At 72.0% G+C, this 23,726-nt stretch carries 19 protein-coding genes and 1 pseudogene; 6 read left to right on the forward strand and 14 right to left on the reverse strand.

The genetic code is table 11. The features are described 5' to 3' along the window. The first annotated feature begins 139 nt into the window (after positions 1 to 139). Entirely contained in the window at positions 140 to 298 is a 159-nt protein-coding gene (locus tag FB563_RS42755; protein WP_167528464.1) for a hypothetical protein, read from the forward strand. A 20-nt stretch (positions 299 to 318) separates the two neighbouring features. Here the strand turns inward: FB563_RS42755 and FB563_RS04285 are convergent, their stop codons facing one another. The 4 genes from FB563_RS04285 to FB563_RS04300 all read right to left on the reverse strand — a co-directional run bounded on the left by FB563_RS04285 (position 319) and on the right by FB563_RS04300 (position 3,480). Continuing rightward, complete coding sequence (locus FB563_RS04285; protein WP_055705113.1) at positions 319 to 840, reverse strand: DUF6099 family protein; 522 nt, start codon at positions 838 to 840, stop codon at positions 319 to 321. A 166-nt stretch (positions 841 to 1,006) separates the two neighbouring features. Beyond that, entirely contained in the window at positions 1,007 to 1,375 is a 369-nt protein-coding gene (locus tag FB563_RS04290) for a nucleotide pyrophosphohydrolase (protein ID WP_055705112.1), read from the reverse strand. Beyond that, positions 1,372 to 2,580 carry an AAA family ATPase gene (locus tag FB563_RS04295; RefSeq protein WP_142218480.1) on the reverse strand — a complete coding sequence of 403 codons (1,209 nt, stop codon included), beginning with the start codon at positions 2,578 to 2,580 and terminating at the stop codon, positions 1,372 to 1,374. The genes FB563_RS04290 and FB563_RS04295 overlap by 4 nt, the downstream gene beginning before the upstream one ends. 510 nt (positions 2,581 to 3,090) lie before the next feature. Beyond that, a complete protein-coding gene (locus FB563_RS04300) occupies positions 3,091 to 3,480 on the reverse strand; it encodes a cell division protein SepF (RefSeq protein ID WP_055706353.1) in 390 nt (129 codons plus the stop codon). Between the two features lie 226 nt (positions 3,481 to 3,706). On the opposite strand from FB563_RS04300, the gene FB563_RS04305 reads away from it, so the two are divergent. After that, positions 3,707 to 5,515, forward strand: a complete 1,809-nt coding sequence (locus tag FB563_RS04305; protein ID WP_411573184.1) for a hypothetical protein — start codon at positions 3,707 to 3,709, stop codon at positions 5,513 to 5,515. Between the two features lie 9 nt (positions 5,516 to 5,524). Here FB563_RS04305 and FB563_RS04310 read toward each other — a convergent pair whose 3' ends face one another. Next, positions 5,525 to 6,040: a YceI family protein gene (locus FB563_RS04310; RefSeq protein WP_055706351.1), complete on the reverse strand. Its 516-nt coding sequence runs from the start codon at positions 6,038 to 6,040 to the stop codon at positions 5,525 to 5,527. A gap of 137 nt (positions 6,041 to 6,177) precedes the next feature. On the opposite strand from FB563_RS04310, the gene FB563_RS04315 reads away from it, so the two are divergent. From FB563_RS04315 to meaB, 4 genes are all read left to right on the forward strand, one after another. Continuing rightward, entirely contained in the window at positions 6,178 to 6,687 is a 510-nt protein-coding gene (locus FB563_RS04315) for a MarR family winged helix-turn-helix transcriptional regulator (RefSeq protein ID WP_055706350.1), read from the forward strand. Positions 6,688 to 6,772: 85 nt separating this feature from the next. Next, positions 6,773 to 8,572: a methylmalonyl-CoA mutase family protein gene (locus tag FB563_RS04320; RefSeq protein ID WP_055706349.1), complete on the forward strand. Its 1,800-nt coding sequence runs from the start codon at positions 6,773 to 6,775 to the stop codon at positions 8,570 to 8,572. Next, a complete protein-coding gene (scpA, locus tag FB563_RS04325) occupies positions 8,572 to 10,746 on the forward strand; it encodes a methylmalonyl-CoA mutase (protein WP_055706348.1) in 2,175 nt (724 codons plus the stop codon). Before FB563_RS04320 ends, scpA begins: the two co-directional genes overlap by 1 nt. A gap of 14 nt (positions 10,747 to 10,760) precedes the next feature. Further along, positions 10,761 to 11,768 carry a methylmalonyl Co-A mutase-associated GTPase MeaB gene (meaB, locus tag FB563_RS04330; protein WP_055706347.1) on the forward strand — a complete coding sequence of 336 codons (1,008 nt, stop codon included), beginning with the start codon at positions 10,761 to 10,763 and terminating at the stop codon, positions 11,766 to 11,768. Here meaB and FB563_RS04335 read toward each other — a convergent pair. From FB563_RS04335 to FB563_RS04370, 9 genes and pseudogenes are all read right to left on the reverse strand, one after another. After that, entirely contained in the window at positions 11,765 to 15,070 is a 3,306-nt protein-coding gene (locus FB563_RS04335; RefSeq protein WP_055706346.1) for an SAV_2336 N-terminal domain-related protein, read from the reverse strand. The genes meaB and FB563_RS04335 overlap by 4 nt on opposite strands. A 6-nt stretch (positions 15,071 to 15,076) precedes the next feature. After that, complete coding sequence (locus FB563_RS04340) at positions 15,077 to 16,075, reverse strand: AAA family ATPase (protein WP_055706345.1); 999 nt, start codon at positions 16,073 to 16,075, stop codon at positions 15,077 to 15,079. Continuing rightward, positions 16,072 to 18,234, reverse strand: a complete 2,163-nt coding sequence (locus tag FB563_RS04345; RefSeq protein ID WP_055706344.1) for a VMAP-C domain-containing protein — start codon at positions 18,232 to 18,234, stop codon at positions 16,072 to 16,074. The genes FB563_RS04340 and FB563_RS04345 overlap by 4 nt, the downstream gene beginning before the upstream one ends. A gap of 69 nt (positions 18,235 to 18,303) precedes the next feature. Then, a complete protein-coding gene (locus tag FB563_RS04350; protein WP_055706356.1) occupies positions 18,304 to 18,702 on the reverse strand; it encodes a CU044_2847 family protein in 399 nt (132 codons plus the stop codon). Between the two features lie 134 nt (positions 18,703 to 18,836). Next, positions 18,837 to 19,229 carry an MFS transporter gene (locus FB563_RS43880; RefSeq protein WP_055706343.1) on the reverse strand — a complete coding sequence of 131 codons (393 nt, stop codon included), beginning with the start codon at positions 19,227 to 19,229 and terminating at the stop codon, positions 18,837 to 18,839. A gap of 97 nt (positions 19,230 to 19,326) precedes the next feature. Then, a pseudogene (locus tag FB563_RS45405) lies at positions 19,327 to 19,743 on the reverse strand (MFS transporter); the annotation flags it as partial. Positions 19,744 to 19,778: 35 nt separating this feature from the next. Continuing rightward, positions 19,779 to 22,325, reverse strand: a complete 2,547-nt coding sequence (locus FB563_RS04360) for a sensor histidine kinase (protein ID WP_055706341.1) — start codon at positions 22,323 to 22,325, stop codon at positions 19,779 to 19,781. A 2-nt stretch (positions 22,326 to 22,327) separates the two neighbouring features. Beyond that, on the reverse strand, positions 22,328 to 23,011 hold the full coding sequence (locus FB563_RS04365) for a response regulator (protein ID WP_055706340.1): 684 nt from the start codon (positions 23,009 to 23,011) through the stop codon (positions 22,328 to 22,330). A 79-nt stretch (positions 23,012 to 23,090) separates the two neighbouring features. Continuing rightward, entirely contained in the window at positions 23,091 to 23,723 is a 633-nt protein-coding gene (locus FB563_RS04370) for a potassium-transporting ATPase subunit C (protein WP_055706355.1), read from the reverse strand. Positions 23,724 to 23,726 lie beyond the last annotated feature (3 nt).

Raw genomic sequence — 23,726 nt, forward strand, 5'->3', positions numbered from 1 at the left:
GCCCGGCACGGCCGTCCCCGGTCGGGTGAAAATCATCTCGCCGGGTGCGTCGACGCGAGGCGGGCCGGTGACCGGCCCCGCCGGTGATCGTTGGGTGGTCGGAGCCGGACCGTCCGGCGCCGGTGCCGAGGAGGCCGACATGTCCGAAGAACCTGGCTCCGCGGTGGGCTCCACCGGTCGGCCGAAGGGGTTGCTGGAGCAGATGGAAGAGCTGATGGCGGCGTTGAACGCGGATCTGTCGGAGCTGGCGGATCTGCAGGCCTGCCGGGGCACGGCCGAGGAGGCCGACCTGGCCTGAGGCCGGTCTGCGCGCTCCCCTCACACGCCGGACGGGCTGCTCTGGTTGCCGTTCGGGCTGGGCTGGTCGCTGTTCGGGCCGTCGTCCTCCCGTAACGTCTCCTCCCGCACCGCCAGCTTGCGCAGCATCTCCAGGACACGGTCGCGGGACTCGTCGGCCGCGTCGATGGCCTCCATGCACTGCCAGTACGTCGTCTCGTCGGCGGCCGAGCTGGCCAGGCCGACCAGGGCCATGCCGACCTCGCCGAGCAGCCCCCCGAGGCAGACGAGGGTCTCACGGGCGTCGGCCAGCTCGGTGAGCTGGGCGGCGCGCAGAGCGCCCAGATCGAGTTCGGGCGGGTCCAGGACACCGCAGCCCCGGCCCGCCAGTTCGGTCAGGCCGAGCGCCTCGCCGCGCAGCTCGGGCGGGCCGGAGACCGCGAGCCGGCTGCCGATCGCCTGGGCCAGGGCCTGCGCCTGCCACACCTCCGCCATGATCTCTGCCGCGTCGGCGCCGCACGCCAGCGCACGCCTGCTCGTGAGGATGAGCCGTATCGCGTCCATGAGTCGCCCCCGTCCTTCCGCGCGCTTCCTCGCGCGCCCTCTCGAACTCCCTTGTCCACTACCCAGAGTGAAGGTGCTTGAGGCGAAAAGCCAGAGGTGGACGGAAATCTGTGGACAACAATTCGGATTCGACAGGTGGTTCAACTCCGGAGAGTAATAGCGGAGTTCATCCCTCCGGCGGGTGAGGGCGCTCGGGCGCGCTCTGCGCCCCCGGTGCCGGGAAGCGGTGTTCGTTACGGTCGATCTTGGCGGCCAGCGCGGCGAGCGGATCGATACCGAGGACGTCGCAGAACTGCAGCAGATACGCCAGGACATCGGCGACCTCGTCGGTCACCCGGTGCGCGGTGTCCGGGTCGTCCATCACCCGTGCGGACTCCTCCGGCGTCAACCACTGGAAAATCTCGACCAGTTCGGAGGCCTCCACGCTGAGCGCGGCGACGAGGTTCTTGGGGGTGTGGTAGGGCTGCCAGTGGCGCGCGGCCGCGAACGCGGCGAGCCTGCGCTGGAGCCGGGCCAGGTCGAGAGGTTCCGTCACGCGTCCAGGTGTACCACTGTGACGCCCTCGGTCCCGGCCGCCCAGGAGGCGTCACTGACCGCGCCCACGCAGCGGATGTGTCCGCGCTCGCCCATCCGGACGGCCGTCCGCAGCAGCTCCCGGCGCTGGTTGGGGTCGAGGCCGCGGTCGAAGCCGTCGGCGAGGACAGTGAGGGTGCACAGGGCGTCCGGCACCTCGCCCGGGGTGTCCACGTCCAGGACGCCGGGACCGGTCAGCAGCACCAGCGCCAGCGCGAGATAGCGCAGTTCGCCGTCGCCGAGCCGGGCCAGTTCGGTGCGCAGGCCGTCGCCGCGGTCGAGCAGCGCCCGTACCGTGCCGTCCGGCAGCGGCTCCGCGACGAGATCGGTCACCGGACCCGCGCAGCCCGCGCGCAGGGCGTCGACCAGCCGGCCGTGCCGACGGCCGCACTCCGCGCGGGTGCGCCACAGCACGTCGGCGAGGTTGTCGCAGCCGGACAGCAGCCGGCCGGAGCCGGTGGGCACGGGGGCGCGCATGTACTCGGGGCGGGGGTCGCAGGGGAAGACCGAGCGCAGGGCGACCACCATCTGCTCGGCCGCGGCGAGCACCTGGCGCTGCCCGTCGGTCTTGCCGGCCACGCGCAGCGGCAGCAGGGCGGTGCCGAGGCGGTCGTCGGGGAGCGGGGCGCGGGTCACCGGGGCAGAGCCCGCGGTGTGCCAGGCGGCCTGCACGGTACGGCGGCCGGGGTCGCGCAGCGCGGTCTCCAGCAGGACGACTCCGCCCGCGGTCAGCCGCTCGCCCACGATCCTGAGGTCCGGTTCGGCCTGTACGGCGACGTCGAGCCGGACCGGTCCCTCGGCGCCGTCGGCCGTACAGCCGATCCGGAAGCCGCGGCGCCCTCCGGCGTCGGGGCGGGCCCGCTGCGGCACACAGGCCACCGGGTCCGGGAACACCTCGAAGAGCGAGGCTCCACCACCGAGCCGGGCCAGCGCCTCGTACGCCGTGAGCGCGGTCGTCTTCCCCGCTCCGCTGGGCCCGGCGAACAAGGTGACCGCCCCCAGCGGGAACCCGGCCCGCCGATGCCCGGCGAAGGCCGACAGCCGCAACTCGGTGATCCGGGCACGCACGTCGGGGCCCCGCCGGGACTGCGCCGGAACGACCCCGGCGGACACATCGGTGGTGGGCGGCTCAGCAGACGGCTCAGCGGACACGGAAGGCACGGCCATGCCCGGACCGTAGGGCTCCCCCTCCCTGCCGAACCGTTTCCTGCCGCGACCTTCCTACGATCGGGCGGTGCGGCAGCCCTGCAGGCGACGAGAGGGCACTCGGACGAGTGACAACGGCCACCTGGCACGCGGCCTCGCTCTTCCCCGCGCGGCCCTCCTCGGCCGTGGGCGGCCTTCCGGGGCATCGGCTCGCTTCTCCGGTGGAGGGCTGCCGCCGGGGACGGACGGCTGGGGGCCGCCGTGGGACGAGAGGTTCCAGGGACGAAAGGGCGGCCCGGCTCGGGGGCATCGGACATGCCCCGCTGCCGGCCGACGCGCACCGCCCGCCGCCACGCACAGCGACCGCACATCACCGTCGCAGCCGACGGCTGGGGCACGCGAGGCCGCGTGGAACCCACCACCCAGGCCGATGCCGCAGACCGCGATCTCGGCTGCCGCGAGTACCCCGCAGACCGCCGGAGGCCATCGCTCAGTCGCCGGAGGCATCCGCCCAGCCCCCGGAGTCAGCGGTCAGCCCCCCGACACCCCCACGCCCTCCATCAGCCCGCTGACCTCGGTGCCGGGCGGGGTGAGGAGGAACACGTTGCGGTCGACGCGGTGCATCCCGCTGCCCAGGCCGAAGACGACGCCGGTGCTGAAGTCGAGGACGCGCTTGGCCACCTCGGTCTCCGCGCCGGTGAGGTCGAGGAGGACCGGCGCGCCGGCCATCAGGGTCTCGGCGACTTCCCGGGCGTCGGCGAAGACGTTGACGCGCAGGACGACGAACCGGCGCCGCGTCTCGGTCTCGGCGTCCGGCAGCGAGCGGTGGTTCACCGCGGACGGCCAGGCGTCCCGGCCCCGCAGCGGCACGACCTGGGCGAGCCCCTCCCACTGTTCATCGGTGACGTCGTAACGGCTCACCGGCTCCCCCCGACCTGACTCGCACTCGATGCCTGCACCAGCCAATTCTTACGCCAAGTCACCCGTTCGGCCCAACAACGACACACTGCGCGACCGGTCCGCCCCCACAGCACCCGAAGCTACCTGGGGGCACATGTACGAATACGCCCGCTTCTTACCTCTCTCATACCGTTCTCTTTACCCCTGGCCACATGTCGCTCATTCGCCCCCGATAGCGTCCGGTCCCGTGCACTTGGCAGAAACACAGCAGGTGACAGCCGGCCGGCGGACGCAGTCGGCGGTGTCCGCCGTACCGGTCGCCCGCGCGGAGCTCCACGAGCCGCCCGCGCAGTGGCACCGCGTGCTGACGCTGCTCGCCGACGTCAGCCTGTTCATCGGCACGCGCTCGGTGTGGACGCAGGCGGCCACGCACAAGCTGGTCCTCGCGGGGGTCATCTCGGTCTGCTACGCCTCGATCCTGGTGACCGGCGTGCTCACGCTGACGGTCCGCCGCGCGCGTTCGCTGGCCCGGCTCGACGCCGTGGTGCTGGTGACCGCGATCGCGCTCACCCTGTGCGCCTGGGCGCTGAACCACGCGGGCGGCGACGAGGCGGTCCTGACCACACAGGCGGCGAAGCAGATCGTCGGCGGCCACCAGGTCTACGACCAGCCGTGGCCGTGGCTCTTCCACCTCAAGGGCGTCGCCCTGACGGCGACGACGACCGGCGGTTACGACTTCACCTACGGCTATCCCCCGCTGACTCCGCTGCTCACCGCGCCCTTCCTGTGGCTCGGCCACGCCGGGGCACCGGCCACGCTCGCGGTGACGGTCGTACTGATCGTGGGCACCGTGGTGCTGTGGCGGCTGCTGCCGACGCCGTGGCGGTCGGCGGCCACGATGGTCTGCCTGGGCTTCAGCTTCCTGCCGATGTACGCCCGTCAGGGCTACCCGGCGATCGTCGGCCTGGTCCTGCTGGTGCCGGTGGTGGTGCGCTGGCCGCGGTTGGGCGCCGGGGGCCGGCTGGGCGCGTCCGGGATCGCGCGGGCCGCGTGCATCGGGGCCGCGTGCGCGGCACAGCAGCTTCCCTGGTTCGTCACCCCGTTCCTGCTGGCGGGGATCTACGCCGTGCGCCGCGGTGAGCTCGGCGGGCGGCAGGCCGCGCGGGTGGTGCTGCGGATCGCGGGGATCGCGGTCCTTACCTGGTTGCTGATCAACGCTTACTTCGCGGTGAGCGAGCCGGGCCCGTGGTTCGAGGGCATCGCCCTCCCGCTGACCCAGGGCGCGGTGCTGCACGGCCAGGGCCTGGTCGACGTCTCCCTGTACTTCACCCACGGCAGCGACCGGCTGGACTGGTACAGCCACGCGAGCATGCTCCTCGCCGCGGCCCTGCTGGCGCTGTTCGTGCTGTTCGTACGGCGGCTGGGCCCGGCCGCGACCGTGCTGCCCTGGTGCGCCTTCTACCTGGCGACCCGGTCCCAGGACGGCTACTACCTGATGTACACCCCGCTGTGGCTGGCGGCGGCGATCACCGTGCCCCTGTCGGAGTTCAGGAAGGCGTGGCAGCCGCGGCCCCGGTGGCTGACCGGTCCGCGCCGCCGGCCGGCCCTGGCCGCCGCGGTCGTCCTGCTGATCACGCCCGCGCTGGTGAGCGCGACCCTCGCGGTGACGGGCAGGCCGCCGCTGCGGATGGACATCACGGCGGTCCGGCACTCCTCGGCGCACACGGTGTCCACGATGACGGTGCGGGTGGCCAACACGAGCGACGACGCGCTGACCCCGCACTACATGCTCACCACGGGCCAGGGCATGAACCGGTACTGGTCCCTGGCGCACGGCCCGGCCACGATCCCCGCGCACACCACGGCGACCGTCGAGCTGCGGGCGCCCAAGAACGGTTTCCCGGTGCCCACGACGAAGTACACGCACCTGCGGCTGCGCGCCTTCACGGCGACCCCGCAGACGCTCTCCACCAAGGACGTGAGCCGGGCCGAGCTGGGCGTCAAGGACAGAAGCGGCAAAGACGGAAGCGGCAAGGGCGGGACGCCGAAGGGCTGACCCGCCCGCTCACGCCTGCGACCGCGTGAAGCGCAGCTTCGCCGTCACCCTGGTGAGCCCGCGCATCATGCCCAGCTGGTTCCAGCCCATGCCGAACTGGTCCCGGTCCACGGTGAACTCGGCGTCCAGGGTGAGCGCCTCGGCGCTGGCCTCGGCCAGGCGCGCGGTGAAGGTCACCGGCCTGCTGATGCCGCGCACGGTCAGCTGACCGGTGACCCGGACGCCGTCGCCGTCGAGGCGGTCGGCGCCGCGGACGGCGAAGGTGATCTCGGGGTGCTGGTCGGCGTCGAAGAAGTCGGCCGAGCGCAGGTGGGTGTCCCGCTTGGCGTGCCCGGTGTCCAGGGAGGCCGCCTCCAGGGTGACGGTGCCGGTGGCCGAGCCGTCGGCGTGCACCTCGCCCGCGCCGGTGACGGCGGCGAACGAGCCCTTCACGGTGACGAGCCCCCACATGGTCCTGTGCCGCACTCCCACGGTGGACGCGGCCGGGTCGAGCTGCCAGGTGCCTGTCTGTACGGCGACGGTCATGGTCGTACTCCGGAGTTGATTGGTTCAAATTTGGATGACTGGCGCCACGCTAGCGCGTCATCCAAAATTGAACAACCTGTTGGTCCAAAATTGGATGAGACCCTCGTCCAAAATTGGACAACAGGTAGACTCGACCCATGTCCGCCTCCGACGCGCACCCCGCCGACCAGCTCGAATGTCCCGCCTCAGCAGGCGGCCTGCTGCCCGCGGAGCTGCGCGCCTGGATGCTCCTGCTGGCCGCCACGGGCGCCGTGGAGCAGCGGCTGCGCTCGGTGGTGAAGGAGAACCTCGACGTCTCCCACGACGAGTTCCTGATCCTCTGCCTGCTCGCGGAACAGCCCCGCACCGGACTGCGCATGACCCAGGTCGCCGACCTCCTCGGTCGTCCCAAGACCCGGCTCACCTACCAGATCGCCTGCCTGCAGCGGGCCGGTCTGGTCGCCCGCACGTCCGTCTGCGGCGACAAGCGCGGGGTACAGGTCGCCCTCACCGCCAAGGCGCGCGAGCTGCTGAGCCAGACCTCCGCCCTGCTCGCCGGGACCGTCCGGCAGGCCCTCGCCGATGCCATGGGCCCCGACCAGCGCGCGGCCATGTGCGCCCTCGTACCGGATCTGCCGGAGCCGGGCGAGCAGCCCTCCGACGGCTGAGCGACGCGGGTCACAAGCACAAGGGGAGAAACCTCACAGCCCCTGATTTACTCTCACTTGAGCGTGCTGCCCTAGCATCCGAGCCATGACGGTCCTGCCTGACGACGGGCTCTCACTGGCCGCCGAGTTCCCTGACGCGACGCACGAGCAGTGGCAACGCCTGGTCGAAGGTGTGCTGCGCAAGTCGGGCAAGGAAGTCTCGGGCGCGGCAGCTGAGGACGCTCTGTCCACGACGCTGGAGGACGGGCTGCGCACCCGGCCCCTGTACACCGCGCGCGACGCCGCGCCCGACCCCGGCCTGCCCGGCTTCGCGCCGTACGTGCGCGGCAGCCGGCCCGAGGGCAACACCGCCGGCGGCTGGGACGTACGGCAGCGGCACTCCGCCCTCACCGAAGACGCCGTGCTGGCCGACCTGGAGAACGGCGGCACCTCGCTGTGGCTCGTGCTGGGCGAGGGCGGCATTCCGCTCGACGGGCTGGGCCGGGCGCTGGAGGGGGTGTACCTCGACCTGGCGCCGGTCGTGCTGGACGCCGGCCGGGACACCGAGCGGGCCGCCGAGGCGCTGCTGGGGCTGTGCGCGGACAACGGCGTCGACGCCAAGGCCGTACGCGGCAATCTGGGCGGCGACCCGCTCGGGTACGAGGCCCGCACCGGCACCCCGCTGGACTTCGCGCCGTACGCCGCCCTGGCCGCCCGCTGCGCCGAGCGGTACCCCGGCCTGCGCGCCCTCACCGTGGACGCGCTGCCGTACCACGAGGCGGGCGGCTCGGCCGCGCAGGAGCTGGGCGCCTCGCTCGCCACCGGTGTGGCGTATCTGCGGGAGCTCACCGAGGCGGGCCTCGACGTCGAACGGGCCGCCGGGCAGCTGGAGTTCCGCTACGCGGCCACCGCCGACCAGTTCCTCACCATCGCCAAGCTGCGCGCCGCACGCCGGCTGTGGGCCCGGGTCGCCGAGGTCTGCGGGGCCCCGGGCGCACAGCTGCAGCACGTGGTCACCTCGCCGGTGATGATGACCCGGCGCGACCCGTGGGTGAACATGCTCCGCACGACGGTCGCCACGCTCGCCGCCGGGGTCGGCGGCGCCGACTCCGTGACCGTCCTGCCGTTCGACCACACGCTCGGCCTGCCCGACGCCTTCGCCCGCCGGATCGCCCGCAACACCTCCACGATCCTCATCGAGGAGTCCCACCTGGCCCGGGTCATCGACCCGGCGGGCGGCTCCTGGTACGTCGAGCAGCTGACCGACCAACTCGCCCAGGCCGCCTGGGAGTTCTTCCGTACCATCGAGCGCGACGGCGGCCAGGCGGCCGTGCTGCGCTCCGGCCGGCTGCGCACCGACCTCGCGACGACCTGGGCGGAGCGCTCCAAGAAGCTCGCCAAGCGGCGCGAACCCATCACCGGCGTCAGCGAGTTCCCGCTGCTCGCCGAGAAGCCCGTGGAGCGCGAGCCCGCGCCCGAGCCGCCGTCCGGCGGTCTGCCGCGGGTGCGCCGCGACGAGGCGTACGAGGAACTGCGCGCCCGCTCCGACGCCCACCTGGCCGCGACCGGCGCCCGCCCCCGGATCTTCCTGGCGACCATCGGTTCGGCCGCCGCGTACACCGCGCGGGCCACCTTCGCCGCCAACCTCTTCCAGGCGGGCGGCATCGAGCCGGTCACCGAGGGCACCTTCGAGGACAGCGGCGCCACCGAGGCCGTGCTGTGCTCCAGCGACGCCCTGTACGCCGAACAGGCCGAGCAGGCCGCCGAGTCGCTCAGGGCGTCCGGGGCCCGGCATGTGTTCCTGGCGGGCCGGGGCGAGTACGCCGGCATCGACAGTTACGTCTTCGCGGGCTGCGACGCCATCGACGTCCTGTCCGCGACCCTCGACCGCATGGGAGTGTCCTGATGGGAATCCCCGACTTCTCCGGCATCGAGCTGGGGACGCCGGTCGCCGACGGCAGTGCCGATCAGTGGCGTGCGGCCGTCCAACGGGCCACCGGCGGCGAAGAACCGCTGTGGGAGACCCCGGAGGGCATCGGGGTCAAGCCGCTGTACACCGGCCGTGACCTGGAGGGCCTGGACTTCCTGGGCACCTACCCGGGTATCGCGCCGTACCTGCGCGGCCCCTACCCGACGATGTACGTCAACCAGCCCTGGACGATCCGCCAGTACGCGGGCTTCTCCACCGCCGAGGAGTCCAACGCCTTCTACCGGCGCAACCTGGCGGCCGGCCAAAAGGGCCTGTCGGTCGCCTTCGACCTGCCCACGCACCGGGGGTACGACAGCGACCACCCGCGGGTGACCGGTGACGTCGGCATGGCGGGCGTGGCCATCGACTCCATCTACGACATGCGGCAGCTCTTCGACGGCATCCCGCTGGACAGGATGTCCGTGTCGATGACGATGAACGGCGCCGTGCTGCCGGTGCTCGCGCTGTACATCGTGGCGGCGGAGGAACAGGGCGTACCGCCCGAGAAGCTGGCCGGGACCATCCAGAACGACATCCTCAAGGAGTTCATGGTCCGCAACACCTACATCTATCCGCCGAAGCCGTCGATGCGGATCATCTCCGACATCTTCGCGTACACGTCGCAGCGGATGCCGCGCTACAACTCGATCTCCATCTCCGGCTACCACATCCAGGAGGCGGGCGCGACGGCCGACCTGGAGCTGGCGTACACGCTCGCGGACGGCGTGGAGTACCTCCGCGCGGGCCGCGAGGCGGGCCTGGACGTGGACGCGTTCGCCCCTCGGCTGTCCTTCTTCTGGGCGATCGGCATGAACTTCTTCATGGAGATCGCCAAGCTGCGGGCGGCCAGGCTGCTGTGGGCCAAGCTGGTCGGCCAGTTCGAGCCGAAGAACGCCAAGTCCCTCTCCCTGCGCACCCATTCGCAGACCTCGGGCTGGTCGCTGACCGCGCAGGACGTGTTCAACAACGTCACGCGTACGGCCGTGGAGGCGATGGCGGCGACCCAGGGCCACACCCAGTCGCTGCACACCAACGCCCTCGACGAGGCCCTGGCGCTGCCGACGGACTTCTCGGCGCGCATCGCCCGCAACACCCAGCTGCTCATCCAGCAGGAGTCGGGCACCACCCGGGTCATCGACCCGTGGGGCGGCAGCGCGTACGTGGAGCGGCTGACGTACGACCTCGCGCGCAAGGCCTGGGCACACATCCAGGAGGTCGAGCAGGCGGGCGGCATGGCGCAGGCCATCGACGCGGGCATCCCGAAGCTGCGTGTGGAGGAGGCCGCGGCGCGGACGCAGGCGCGGATCGACTCGGGCCGTCAGCCGGTGATCGGCGTGAACAAGTACCGCGTGGAGAACGACGAGGCGATCGAGGTCCTCAAGGTCGACAACTCCGCCGTACGCGCCCAGCAGATCGACAAGCTGCGGCGGCTGCGCGCGGAGCGGGACGAACAGGCCTGCCAGGACGCCCTGGACGCGCTCACCCGGGCCGCCGACGGCAAGGAGAACCTGCTGGAGCTGGCCGTCCACGCGGCCCGCGCCAAGGCGACGGTCGGTGAGATCTCCGACGCCCTGGAGAAGGTGTACGGCCGGCACGCGAGCCAGATCCGTACGATCTCCGGTGTGTACCGCAACGAGACCGGCCAGTCCCCGTCCGTGGACCGCACCCGTGCCCTGGTGGACGCCTTCGAGGAGGCCGAGGGGCGCCGCCCGCGCATCCTGGTCGCCAAGATGGGCCAGGACGGCCACGACCGCGGCCAGAAGGTGGTCGCGACCGCGTTCGCCGACCTCGGCTTCGACGTCGACGTCGGCCCGCTGTTCCAGACCCCGGAGGAGGTCGCCCGGCAGGCGGTCGAGGCGGACGTCCACGTGGTCGGCGTGAACTCGCTGGCCGCGGGTCACCTCACCCTGGTCCCGGCGCTGCGCGAGAAGCTCGCCGAGGAGGGCCGCGAGGACATCATGATCGTGGTCGGCGGGGTGATCCCGCCGCAGGACGTGCCGACGCTGCGGGAGATGGGCGCGGCAGAGGTGTTCCTGCCCGGGACGGTGATCCCGGACGCGGCGTACGAACTGGTCAAGCGGCTGTCGGCCGACCTCGGCCACGAGCTGTAGCGGGGGCTCCCGGGGTGGCATCGATCGATCTCGACGCATATGTGAAGGGCGTGCTGGACGGGAAGCGAGCGATCGTGGCCCGTGCGATCACGCTCGTGGAATCCACTCGCCCTGCGCACCGGTCGTCGGCACAGGAGTTGCTCACACAGCTCCTTCCGCACAGCGGCCGGGCGCGGCGGATCGGCATCAGCGGGGTGCCGGGCGTGGGCAAGTCGACGTTCATCGACGCGTTCGGCTCGCTGCTGACCTCGCTGGGCCACCGGGTCGCGGTCCTCGCCGTCGACCCCTCCTCCACCCGCACCGGCGGCTCCATCCTCGGCGACAAGACGAGGATGGAGCGCCTGGCCGTCGACCCGAACGCCTTCGTCCGCCCCTCCCCCAGCGCGGGCACGCTGGGCGGGGTCGCGAAGGCCACCCGGGAGTCGATGGTGGTGATGGAGGCGGCGGGCTACGACGTGATCCTCGTGGAGACCGTCGGCGTCGGCCAGTCGGAGACCACGGTGGCCGAGATGGTCGACACCTTCCTGCTGTTGACCTTGGCCCGCACCGGCGACCAGCTGCAGGGCATCAAGAAGGGCGTCCTGGAGCTGGCCGACGTGATCGCCGTCAACAAGGCGGACGGCCCGCACGAGCGCGACGCGAAGGCCGCCGCCCGCGAACTGGCGGGCGCGCTGCGCCTGATGCACGGCAAGGACGCCTTCTGGACCCCGCCGGTGCTGAGTTGCAGCGCCCGGGAGTCGAGCGGTCTGGACACGGTGTGGGAACGGCTGGAACAGCACAGGACCTTGCTGGACTCCACCGGCCGGCTGGCCGCCAAGCGCCGCGATCAGCAGGTCCGCTGGACCTGGGCGATGGTCCAGGACGAACTGCTGGACCGCCTGCGGCGGGCTCCGGCGGTACGCGAGGCCGCCCCGGGCCTCGAACGCCAGGTCAGGGAGGGCCGGTTGACGGCGACACTGGCGGCGGAACGCATTCTGGAGGCGTTCGGGGAGCGTACGGCACCACCGGCCCCGGACGCCTAGTCGAGCTCAAGCCTGAGGTCGGTTCCCGCAGGAACGATCTTGACGTACAGGCCCGTGAGCTGTCCGGCGAGCTGAGCGTTCAGGCCACCTCGTCCGATGGCACTGCGGACCTGATGGTGCGGGACGGCGACGACTGCTCGCTGCCGGTCGATGAGGATCCCCGTCGGCTCCGCGTAGACGAGTGCGTTGACCAGGAGGACGCGCTGATCGCTGGAGTAGGCGATGACCTCGAACTTTTCGTTGGTCGTCCCCCCTGACAGCAGGCGCTGGGCGCCCCTGATCCGCTCGGCGTCCCTTCCCACGAACGCTCCCCTGACGGTGTTCGCCGGCCTGGTGGGTGCGGCGGCGATCTTCGTCAGTGCTCCGGCGACCCGGGCGATCCCCGTGATCACCACCTCGCCGGTCGTCAGCTCGGGCACGAAGCCGACCAGGACACGCTCCACCAGGTCCGCGGCGGTGAGGGAGAGAACCAGGCCGTCGGCCGACGGCTCGAGGACCAGCGCGACCACGCGGTCCCCCTTCCTCAGGCGCGAGAGCGGCCGGTCCCTGTGGAGCTCCCGGAATGCGTGTGCCGGCAGGATCGCTTCGTGCGCCTGCCCGGTGACGGGATCGTGGACGGTGCAGCGATACGCTTCCGGCGTCCGGCCGGTGACACGCGCGGTCACCGCCATACCGGGTGCCGGGAAACGGTCACCGGAGTCGTTCAGAATGAACGCGGCCGCCTCGTCCGGGGTCAGGGACAAGGTGTCCACGACGAGGCGCACCAGCCCGACCGCGCGCGGGTAACAGTGTTTGCAGGAGACCTGCGGACGGGAGGCGACCGTCAGGACGGCGTCCCCGTGGTCGCCCCGGTCAAGGGGGCAGGTCCACCGCACCCCGTCCTCCGACGTGACGCCGAGCCGGCGCAGCACTGCCGCAGGGTCCGCCGCGTTCGCCTCCGCGATGCGCCGGTTGAGCGGCGATACCGGGGGCACCGGCACCACCTCCGTCGTCTCACCGCCTTTCACGGCCTCCTTGCGGTACCGGTCCGCTGTCTGCCTGATCAACTCCAGGTCGACGCCCTGTCCTTCAGTGGACTTGCCGGCCGGAGGCGGCTCCGTTCCGGTGGACAGCACCGGCAGACGCCACGCGGTGTCTCCCCTGGTCCGCAGGGCCGCGATCCTGGCCAGCATGGTCAGGGCGGCCGACGCCGAGTCCGGTGGAACCATGCGCAGCCGTGCCGCGTAGCGCACCGCCCGTACCGAGGTCTCGTCCAGCTGCCCGTCCGGGTCGACGGCGAAGGGCACGGTGGGCATGCCGTCCGCGGGTGGTCCGCCCGCCTGGGCCCAGACCAGGAACGTGGACGGCCGCGCCACCTCACCGATGCGCTCGGTGAAGAGCTGCAGGCCGGCCATGTCGAGCGGGCTGCCATCGGCGTAGGCGTCCACCCACCGGTGGGTGAATCCGGCCACCGCGGTGTACGCCGGCAGGGCCTGCGGTCCCGGCGGCGCGATGAAGACGATCTTCGCTGCCACGTCGCTCGGTGTCAGACCGGCTGCCCTCAGCGCCTGGGCCGTCTTGAGCTTCAGGTCCGCTTCCTCCCCGGCGGCCCACGGGATCAGCATCTCCTTCGCCGCCATGCCGGGCGGCGTCGGCGGCGAGTGGGGCGTCCGGATCGCGAGGTCGTACGGCGGCGGCGCGACCGCGGGTGTCGGGGCGTCCGGCAGCGGAACGCCCAGTCGGCGCATGACCCGCTCGTCCACCCAGCTGAGAGCCCGTTGACCGGTGTCGATGTGGTCCTGGCCGTCCGGGTGGGGCAGCCAGGCGAGGAAGCTGGGCGCGGTACCGCTCAGCTCGGCCAGGCGGCTGGAGATCGCGCGGGTGGTCCGTACGAGTTCGGGCGGCGGGATCACGCCGAGGAGGATCCGGCGCGTCCCTTCGGCGAAGTCGAACTGCCACTGCTGTGGTGGCCGCTCGATGTCGCCGACACGGCGGAGCAGGCCGCTGAGGAAGACCTCCGCGAGGTGGCCCGAGTCCACCGACGCGCCCAGTGCCTGCCGTACGAGCTGCATCGCGGGCACCGGCAGGGGCGCGACCGCCGCCAGGTGCGCCGCGAGTCGGTAGGCCTCCGTCGACGCGAAGGAGCGGAACCGCAGCACCTCGGCGTACGGCTCCTGGTGTGGGCGAGTCGGCGCGGCGCTCGGCGCGTCGGACGGGGTGCGCCGGGGCGCGGGCGCCAGCAGGGGCAGCAGCGCGCTGGTGCCCGCCGAGCCGACCAGGCGGGTCCACGCAGCCACCGCGTCGGGGGTGGGGACGAGGACGGGGACGGGTGTGCCGTCGAAGGGCCGTAGGTCGGGTGGCAGCACCGGATCCGTGACGCGCCAGGTCGCGTTGGCCGCCGCCGCGCGGCGCGTGGTCACCCGCCAGTGCTCCGCCCGGATGCCGGTGCCGGCCCACATCCGCCGGGGAAGCGTGTGCAGCACGGCGATCGGGCTCACCCTGGCCAGCCGGTCGAGCAGATCGTGCATGCGTCCGTCGCGCCACGCCCGGCCCACGCCGTCGCTGACCACGATCAGCAGTGTGCGGCCCGAGGGGTCGGCGACGGCGGAGGGCGGGAGCGTGGCGGGAGCCGTGCCGAAGGGGCGGTAGCCCAGCAGCGGTCCCTCCGGGCTCCGGGTGTCCAGGCTGAAGGTGTGGACGAAGCGGAACGCGCCGCTGCGTTCCATGAGGAGTCGTACCTCGGTGGCCAGGCGCTGCCAGGGCAGCATGGACACTCCGTCGTCCACCAGGATCGCGAGGTCCAGCCCATGCCCCTCGGCCGGGCGCAGCACGATGTCGGGGAGCCCGGTCTCGGCCATGGCCGCCACGGTTCGGGGAATGTCCAGCTCGGCGCGGTGCGGGTCCGGCCGGTGCAGACGGAGCGGGCGCAGCGCACGGCCGAGGGCGAGTTCCGCCGCGCCGAGCGCCTTTTCGCCGGGAGGCCGGACCGATACGGCCGGGGCGGCCGGGGGCACGGCGAAGGTGCGGTCGGGCTCCGGAGCGGGGGCCGCGCCGCCGCGCAGGGCGCCCCTACCGCGCCGGGGCCGCCGGAACGGGCCGGCCGGCCGGGCGTACGTGGCCGGGCCACCGGCGTCCGCCGAGTCGCCCTGGTCGCCCGCCTGGAGGCCGTCGTCCGACAGTGCCCCGGACGTCCGCTCCATCCGCGCCAGCGGGCCGGCGGGGCCCGGTGGCAGCCGGGTGGCCAGCCAGAGGGCGTCGAGGAACTCCTCGCTCGACAGACCCACTCCGCAGTCCGCCAAGGCCTTCAGGACCCGCTCGAACATGCTCTGCTACACCGTCCCAGCGAGGCGATGCAGCACGGCGTCCAGGAGACCGTCGGAATCCAGGCCGACACCGCCGAGGCGCAGGAACACGGCGTTGAGCAACTGGTCCGTGGCCAGCTCGCCGCTCGCGCGCCGGGCCAGGAACGCGCGCACGAGCTCGTCGACCCCCTCGAGGCCCTCTTCCTCGGACCCGGCGCCGCCACCCAGGTGGGCCCGTACGATCGCCCGCAGGCGCTCCTCGTCCGGCTCGGGCAGATCGAGACGGACGCAGCGGCGCAGGAACGCCGGCGGGAAGTCGCGTTCGCCGTTGCTGGTGATGACGACGACCGGGAACTCCTCGCAGCGCACCCAGCCGCGCTCGACGTCCGCCCGGCCTCCTGGGTCCGCGGTCACCACCCGGGCACGGTCCTGCTCCCCGGTCAGCCGGGCCAGCTCGGGGATCTCGAACTCGCCGTCCTCGAATATGGTGAGCAGGTCGTTGGGCAGATCGATGTCGCCCTTGTCGAGTTCGTCGATCAGCAGAACCCGCGGCCGGGCCCCCGGGAGCAGCGCCGTCCCCAGTGGTCCGAGGCGGATGTAGGAGCCGATGTCCGGCTCCTCGCGCACCGGGCCCTGCTCGCCGTCCCGGTCACGCCGCAGGCTCGCCTCGCGCAACCTGCCGATGGCGTCGTAGTGGTAGAGGCCGTCCTGCAGCGTGGTGCGGCTGTTGACCGGCCAGTGCAGTACCCGGCCCAGACCCAGCTCGTGGGCGACGGCGTGCGCCATCGACGACTTGCCCGTCCCTGGCTGCCCCGTGACCAGGAGGGGCCGCCGCAGCAACAGGGCCGCGCTGACCACGTCCGCCTCGTCGGACCCGATGAGATACGGGCGCTCGCTCCGTCGGCCCGCCCCTGGCGGGGCACCGCCGAACCGGCGCCATGGCGGTGCCGCGGGGAGATCCACCTCGCGTACCCGGCCGTCGCCCCGGAACAGCCGCCAGCTGTCGTCGAGGTCCTTCGCAGTCATCTGGCAGCCATCCTTCCGGAGTTCGTCAGAGCGTCGGGGGGATCCCCGTAGTCGGGCGGCATGGGGAGCGCCATGCCGGGGTCGTCCCAGACCATGGCGGGGCGTGCGGCGGCCGTCCTGACCCCGTAGTACACCTCTTCCCGGAATCTGCGGACCGCCTCCGGCAGATCGGGCAACGCCACGCTGCCGACGATCTCGTCGAGCCGCTGCGCCTGTTCCGCGTGCGCGGCCTCGCGGTCCCAGAGCACCACGGGGACCCCGTGGGCCAGGCAGATCGCCAGGAGCTTCTCGCGGTGCAGCGGCCCACCATGCAGAACGGTCCACGACACGTCGCTGTACTCGGCCGTCATCGCCCGCAACAGCACGAGCAGGTTGGTGTCCTCCTTGATGACGAGGGGTCCCGTGCGCCCGGCTGCCCAACGCCGCGCGAGCACCTGGCGGCGCTTGTTCTCTGCTTCCGTTTCGCTGTAGTACTCGCGCAGTCGCAACGCCATCTGGTACTGCGCCCCCAGTACCAGGGGGCTGTCGTCCGCGTCCGAGGACGAGATCCCGAGCGCGGCGAGCTCGTCCAGCAGGGTCGAGGCCGTCCAGCCGTCGACGGGCACGTCGAGATGCTCTCTTGCGACCACCACGTCGATCCAGGGAGCGGGCTCGTCGCCTCCGTTGCCGTGTTCCCCGGCCAGCCCATGGATCTCCCGTCCGATCTCCTCCGCCGTGTACGGCCCGGCCGAGATGCCCGCCTCCTGCGGTGCCCGGCCCTCGCGCACCCGCCAGATGTGACAGGTGTACCGCTGGCAGTCCGCGTCGTTGCGGGACAGGTCGACGACGATCCGCGTCAACGGCCGACGCCTCGACTTGACCCACGAAGAAGCCTGCGCACGGCAATCCGTCAAGAGGGACCGGTCGCGGCCCAGACGCCGGCCGACGTCGTCGCACCAGGCGTCCAGCTCCTTCCTGAGCTCCTTGTCGGCGACGGCGGCGGACAGGAAGACGGCCAGCCGCAGCAAAGGCGGCATCATGTCCGCGCTGTCCTGGTCGAGATCGGCGACGGCGGCCGCCAGTCGCGCCTCCGGCACGGCGCCGTCGTAGACCCATTCGGGCAGACGGTGGGCCAACTGCAGTACGTGGCGGGCTGCCTGGCACAGGAGGCGGGGGTGGGCGGCGTTGACGGGTGTCAGCAGCGCGAGGAGTCTGTGATGCTCCCCGACGGACAGGAGGCGGACGCCCTCCTGCGTCCGCCCGAGCGCCACCAGCCGGTCGAGTGTCTTCCGGCGTTCCTCCCCCACCACGTCGGTGAGCAACTCGGCCAAGGTGGCGAGCGCACGTCCTTCGGTGAACAAAAGGGCGGCCAGTTCCTCTTCCAGCGGGAGCACGGCCGTATCCGGCTCCTCGGTGGTCATGTGGAAGCCGAGTTTCTTCGCCAGCCGGTTGGCCTGGTATTTCAGTTGTTCCCTGCTGTCGAACAGCCGCAGCAGGAGGTCGACGGCGCCGTCCGGTACGTTGCCCGTGTCGGTGAAGGGGGCGCGCAGACATGCGGCGATCACGTCGTGCGCCTCTGCCCGTTCGAGCTCATCGCGAATGCGCTGCCACGGCACCGTCAGGGTGCGCCGCACGACCTGTCTGTCCGACAGCAGTCTGTCGTTGATGACGTGGCTGGTCACGAGTCCGACGGCAACCGTGAGGTCGTCCTCCCTGCACAACGGCCCGCCGCTGTAGCCATGTTGGATGGAGGCACCCCTGAGGTCGGCGTCGGCGAAGTAGTACCAGGCATCGGCGGCTTTGATGGTGGTGTCGGCGAAGGTGCCGGTGTCGCCACCGCCGTGCCACGCCCGAACCCTGAGCCCTTCCGTCATGTCCTGCCATGTCACGGCGCGCATCGGGGGTGTGGCGGGCTCATCGAGCTCCAGCACCGCCAGGTCCCCCTCCCCCCAGTTGTTCCCGGGAGTGTGGCGCGGAGGCACCCACACCACCAGCCGTGCCGTGCTCCGGTGCAGTTCCGCGCCCTGACGCACCATGACGTCGAGACGTGCGGAACGCGTCGGCGGTTCGATGTCCGTCGGCTGCTTGCCCAGTGCGTCGCTGACCACGTGGGCGCAGGTCAGAACGTAGCGCGGGGAGAGGAGTGCCCCGGCACCCGCAACGGACGGATCTTCTGCCATCGCCCTCACCCTCATCACCGACACCAGGGTCGGCGTGATGTCCCCCGACCGGCGGAACCACCCCATCCATCAGTCCCTTCGGGTGCCGTCGACGTCCCAGGTGGCCGAAACCGTCATCGTGGCATGGCCGTTCACACCCACGATGCCCAGCTTGAGGTCCTGCCCCACCTGGATCCCGAAGGTGACCGAGAGCTGCTGGGGAGGGTCGGCCACGCTGGTGACCGAACGGTGCACCTCCTCGAGCAGCGGCCCCAACGGGCTGAGCATGAGCCGCAAACCCTCTGTGGCGACCACCGCGGCGCGACCGCGCCGGGCGGACACGGGCGTCACCGTGCCGAAGCCCTCCGGAAGATCCGGCCGGTGGTCGTCCTCCTCGACCGGGCCGGCATCCGAAGCCGGCTCCCCGGCATCGGACAACTCCAGCCGCAACACCGCTCCGGCTAACTCGACTTCAAGTGACTCAGGCATGTACACATCTTGTCCGACAGCCCGGTCACATGCCTAGGCAATGCCACAACGCCCCCCGGCCACGCCGTCCCGGCCCACGGTTCCGGAACCGTTCTCGGACCGCGGCCCGCGCGGCCGGCGTACCGGACCGCCCGTCAGCGCCAGCGTGCCCGGCCCACTGCCGCGGCCACCGTCAGGGGCACGGTCAGGAGCGCCGCGAGCCAGAACAGGGACCGGTAGTCGTGTGCCTGAGCGGTGGAGGCCGCCGGCCCGCCGGCCATGGCACTGCCCACATACAGGGCAACGCCGAACAGGTCCACGCCCGTTGCGCGGGCCGTCGGGGACAGGACCGTCGCCCACGACTGGATCGTGGAGTGCACGAAGGACCAGCCACCCCCGGGGAGCAGGGCGACGACGACGAGCGCCCCGGTGGACTGGCTGTAGCCGGCGAGCAGGTACGCCAGGGCCAGCTGCACCCCGCCGGCCACGATCAGGCCCACCGCGGACCACTGCCCGACGAACCGCTTGACCACCTGTGCCGCCGCCATGGAACCGACCCCGTACAGGGCCGCGACACCACCGCCACCGTGAGGACAGCACCACGCGGAAGGGCGCCGGCAGTGATCCGGAGCGGGCGCGCTGGGGCTCGGGCAGGTGGCGCAGGGCCGCCACCAGGTATGCGGCGAGGACACCGGGCAGCGCGAACACCAGCCGCCATGTGAGGTGGTGCGCCACCGCCCCGGCGACGACCGTGGCCACGGCGGTGCCCAGCGCGAACGCGGTCATCAGCTCGCTGAGGGGGCGCTGCCGGATCGCGGCGGGCCCGGTGTCGCCCACGTACGTCAAGGAGGCGGCGATGGAGGCGGCGATGAACGCGCCGGCCAGAGCGCGGGCCCCGATCAGCACGGGGGCGTCGGGAGCGAGGGCCGAGGCCAGGGCGGCCAGTGCCGCACCGGTAAGCGACACCCGCATCACCCACACACGGCCCCACCGGTCGCCGGACACTCCCCACACCGGCTGCATCAGCCCGTAGGCCAGGTAGTAGCCGCTCGCGGCCGGCATCACGGTGAGGAGCGGGGCCCCGAGCCGGGGGCCGTTCACGTCCTGACGGCGGATGTGCGGCCGGGCTCCTCCGGGTGGCGCCCGGGTGCCGTCGGCAGGGTGAGGACCATGGTGAGGCCGCCGCCGGGGGTGTCCTCGGCGTTGAGGGTGCCGCCGATGGCCTCGGCGAACCCGCGGGCGACCGCGAGTCCGAGTCCGACGCCGGCGCCGCGGGGTGAGTCGCCGTAGCGCTGGAACGGCTCGAAGATGCGGGACTTGGCCTCGTCCGGGACGCCGGGCCCGCGGTCCACGACCCGGACCTCCACGCGGTCGGCCATGGCGCTGGCCGAGACCAGGACCCGCTTGCCGGGCGGGCTGTACTTGACCGCGTTCTCCACGACGTTGGCGACCGAGCGTTCCAGCAGGCCGCGGTCGACGTCGACCATCGGGAGGGTCTCCGGGACGTCGAGGTCGACGCTGTCCTCCGGTACGCCGCCCAGGGCCATCGGGATCACCTCGTCCAGGTCGGTCTCGCGGATGATCGGCGTGACCGTGCCGGTCTGGAGGCGGGACATGTCGAGGAGGTTGCCGACGAGGTGGTCGAGGCGGTCGGCGCCCTCCTCGATGGCCTCCAGGAGGTCGGCCTGGTCCTGGGGCGACCATTCGACGTCGTCGGAGCGGAGGGAGGTGACGGCGGCCTTGATGCCGGCGAGCGGGGTGCGCAGGTCGTGGCTGACGGCGGCGAGCAGGGCGGTGCGGATGCGGTTGCCCTCGGCCAGTTCCTTGGCCTCGTCGGCCTTCTGCTGCAGGCGCTGGCGGTCCAGGACGACGGCGGCCTGCGCGGCGAACGCCGCGAGCACCCGGCGGTCCTCGGCGGGCAGGACACGGCCGGAGAGGGCGAGTGACATGTGGTCGCCGACGGGCACGTCGACGTCCGCGTCGTCGGGGGTGGTGCAGGGGCGGGGGCCGACGCTGCCGGCGCAGGTCCAGGGCGCGATGTCGCTCTCGCGTTCCAGCAGGGCCGCCGACTCCATGCCGAAGGTCTCGCGGACCCGGTCAAGGAGGGCTTCCAGGGTGGTCTCGCCGCGCAGGACGTTGCCCGCGAGGAAGGACAGGATCTCCGACTCGGCCCGGAGCCGGGCCGCCTGGTGGGTGCGGCGGGCGGCCAGGTCCACCACGGAGGCGACGGACAGGGCGACGCCGAAGAACACGGCGATGGCGACGATGTTCTTCGGGTCGGCGATCGTCCAGGTGTGGACCGGTGGGGTGAAGTACCAGTTCAGCAGGAGGGATCCGGCCACCGCCGAGGCCAGGGCGGGGAAGAGGCCGCCGAGCAGGGCCGCCGCCACCGTCATGGTCAGGAACAGCAGCATGTCGTTGGCGAGCCCCACATCGGGGACGAGGCTGCTCAGGAGGCAGGTCAGCAGCAGCGGGCCGCCGAGGCCGGTCAGCCAGCCCCAGACGAGCCGGGCCCGGCCGAGCCGCGCGCCCCTGCCGGGGACGGGCAGACCGCGGCCCTTGCCCACCTCGTCGTGGGTGATGAGGTGGACGTCCAGGTCAGGACCGGATTCCCGGGCCACCGTCGCGCCGACGCCGGGCCCGAAGACGTACTGCCAGCCCTTGCGGCGGGAGACACCGAGGACGATCTGGGTGGCGTTGACGCCTCGGGCGAAGTCCAGCAGAGCGTTCGGTATGTCGTCGCCGACGACATGGTGGAAGGTGCCGCCGAGGTCCTCCACCAGAGTGCGCTGGACGGCCAGTTCCTTCGGGGAGGCCGAAGTCAGGCCGTCGCTGCGGGAGATGTAGAGCGCCAGTACCTCGCCGCCGGCTCCCTTCTCGGCGAGCCGGGCAGCACGGCGGATGAGGGTGCGCCCCTCCGGGCCCCCGGTGAGCCCGACCACGATCCGTTCGCGCGAGCCCCAGATCCTGGAGACGCGGTGCTCGGCACGGTACTCGGTCAGGTATGCGTCGACCCGGTCGGCCACCCACAGCAGCGCCAGCTCGCGCAGGGCGGTCAGGTTGCCGGGGCGGAAGTAGTTGGAGAGCGCCGCGTCGACCTTGTCCGGCTTGTAGATGTTGCCGTGCGCCATCCGGCGGCGCAGCGCCTCCGGGGACATGTCGACCAGCTCGATCTGGTCGGCCCGCCGTACGACCTCGTCCGGCACGGTTTCGCGCTGCCGTACGCCCGTGATCGACTCCACGACGTCACCCAGCGATTCGAGGTGCTGGATGTTGACGGTGGAGAGCACGTCGATCCCGGCGGCGAGCAGCTCCTCCACGTCCTGCCAGCGCTTGGCGTTGCGCGAGCCGGGGACGTTGGTGTGGGCGAGTTCGTCGACCAGGGCGACCTGGGGGCGGCGGGAGAGGACGGCGTCGACGTCCATCTCGGTGAAGACGCCGGCCCGGTACTCGATCTCCTTGCGCGGCACCTGCTCCAGGCCGTGCAGCATCACCTCGGTGCGCGGCCGCCTGTGGTGCTCCACGAAGGCGACGACACAGTCGGTGCCCCGCTCCACCCGGCGGTGCGCCTCGGAGAGCATGGCGTAGGTCTTGCCGACGCCGGGTGCCGCGCCGAGGTAGATCCGGAGCTTGCCGCGTGCCATGTTCATCCTTCGAAGCGGTAGCCCATGCCGGGCTCGGTGATGAGATAGCGGGGGTGGGAGGGGTCCGATTCCAGTTTGCGTCGCAGCTGGGCCATGTAGACGCGCAGGTAGTTGGTCTTGTTGCTCTGGGAGACCCCCCACACCTCCTGGAGCAGCTGCTTCTGGGTGATCAGCCGGCCGGGGTTGGTCACCAGGATCTCCAGCAGGTGCCATTCGGTCGGGGTCAGGCGTACGTCGCGCCCGTCCCGTACGGCTTTCTTCGCGAGCAGGTCGAGGGTGAAGTGCTCCGTCTCGACCAGGGTCGTCTCGGGGACCAGCGGGGTCTCCTCGGTGCGTCGGACGGCCGCCCGCAGCCGGGCCAGCAGTTCGTCCATGCTGAACGGCTTGGTGACGTAGTCGTCGGCGCCCGCGTCGAGGGCCGCGACCTTCTCGTCGGACGCCTGACGGGCGGAGAGGACCAGGATCGGGACACGGGTCCAGCCGCGCAGGGCCGTGATGACATCGACCCCGTCCATGTCGGGCAGGCCGAGATCGAGCATCACCACGTCCGGTTGGCGGGCGGCGGCCAGGCGGAGCGCGGTGGCGCCGTCGGGGGCGGCGTCCACGCCGTAGTGACGTGCCTGCAGGTTGATCACGAGGGCCCGTACGAGCTGCGGGTCGTCCTCCACCACGAGCACCCTGGTCATGGGTGTGTGCCTTTCCTGTCATGCCTGCGGGAGTCGGCACCCTGGGGTGCCGACTCCCGTCGCGGATCGCGTAAGGCGGTCACTTCTTCGCCACAAGGTCCTTGAGCGCGATGTTCAGCTCCAGGACGTTCACCCGGGGCTCGCCCATGAAGCCCAGGGTCCGGCCCTCCGTGTGGTCCTTGACCAGCTTCTCCACCGCGGAGACGGGCAGGCCGTTCTTCGCGGCAACCCGGTGCACCTGGAGTTCGGCGTACTCCGGGGAGATCTCCGGGTCCAGGCCGGAGCCGGAGGAGGTGACGGCGTCGGCGGGGACGTCGGCCGGCTCGACGGCGTAGCCGGGGACGGAGTTGTCCTTGACCACCTCGGCCTTGGCGTCATCGACCCGCTTGAGGAGCACCTTGCTGTTCGCGGACAGGTTGGTGGCACCGGACAGGATCAGCTTGTACCGCGTGTTGACGCTGTTCGTGCCGAGGCCGCCTGCCGGCCGGCCCTGGAAGTACTTGAGGCTGTAACCCTGTTGTCCGATCAGTGAGGAGCCGACGACCTTGCCGTGCGCCTCGATCTCCGAGCCGTTCGCCTTGTCGTGGAACGCCGCCTGGGCGATGCCGGTGACGACCAGCGGGTAGACGACGCCGGTCACGAGGGTCAGCACCAGCAGCGCACGCAGACCCGCGCCCAGCAACCGTGCTGTGTTCACAAAGGAGTTGTTCATGTC

The sequence above is a fragment of the Streptomyces puniciscabiei genome, from assembly GCF_006715785.1.
In the GTDB taxonomy this organism is placed as follows: domain Bacteria; phylum Actinomycetota; class Actinomycetes; order Streptomycetales; family Streptomycetaceae; genus Streptomyces; species Streptomyces puniciscabiei.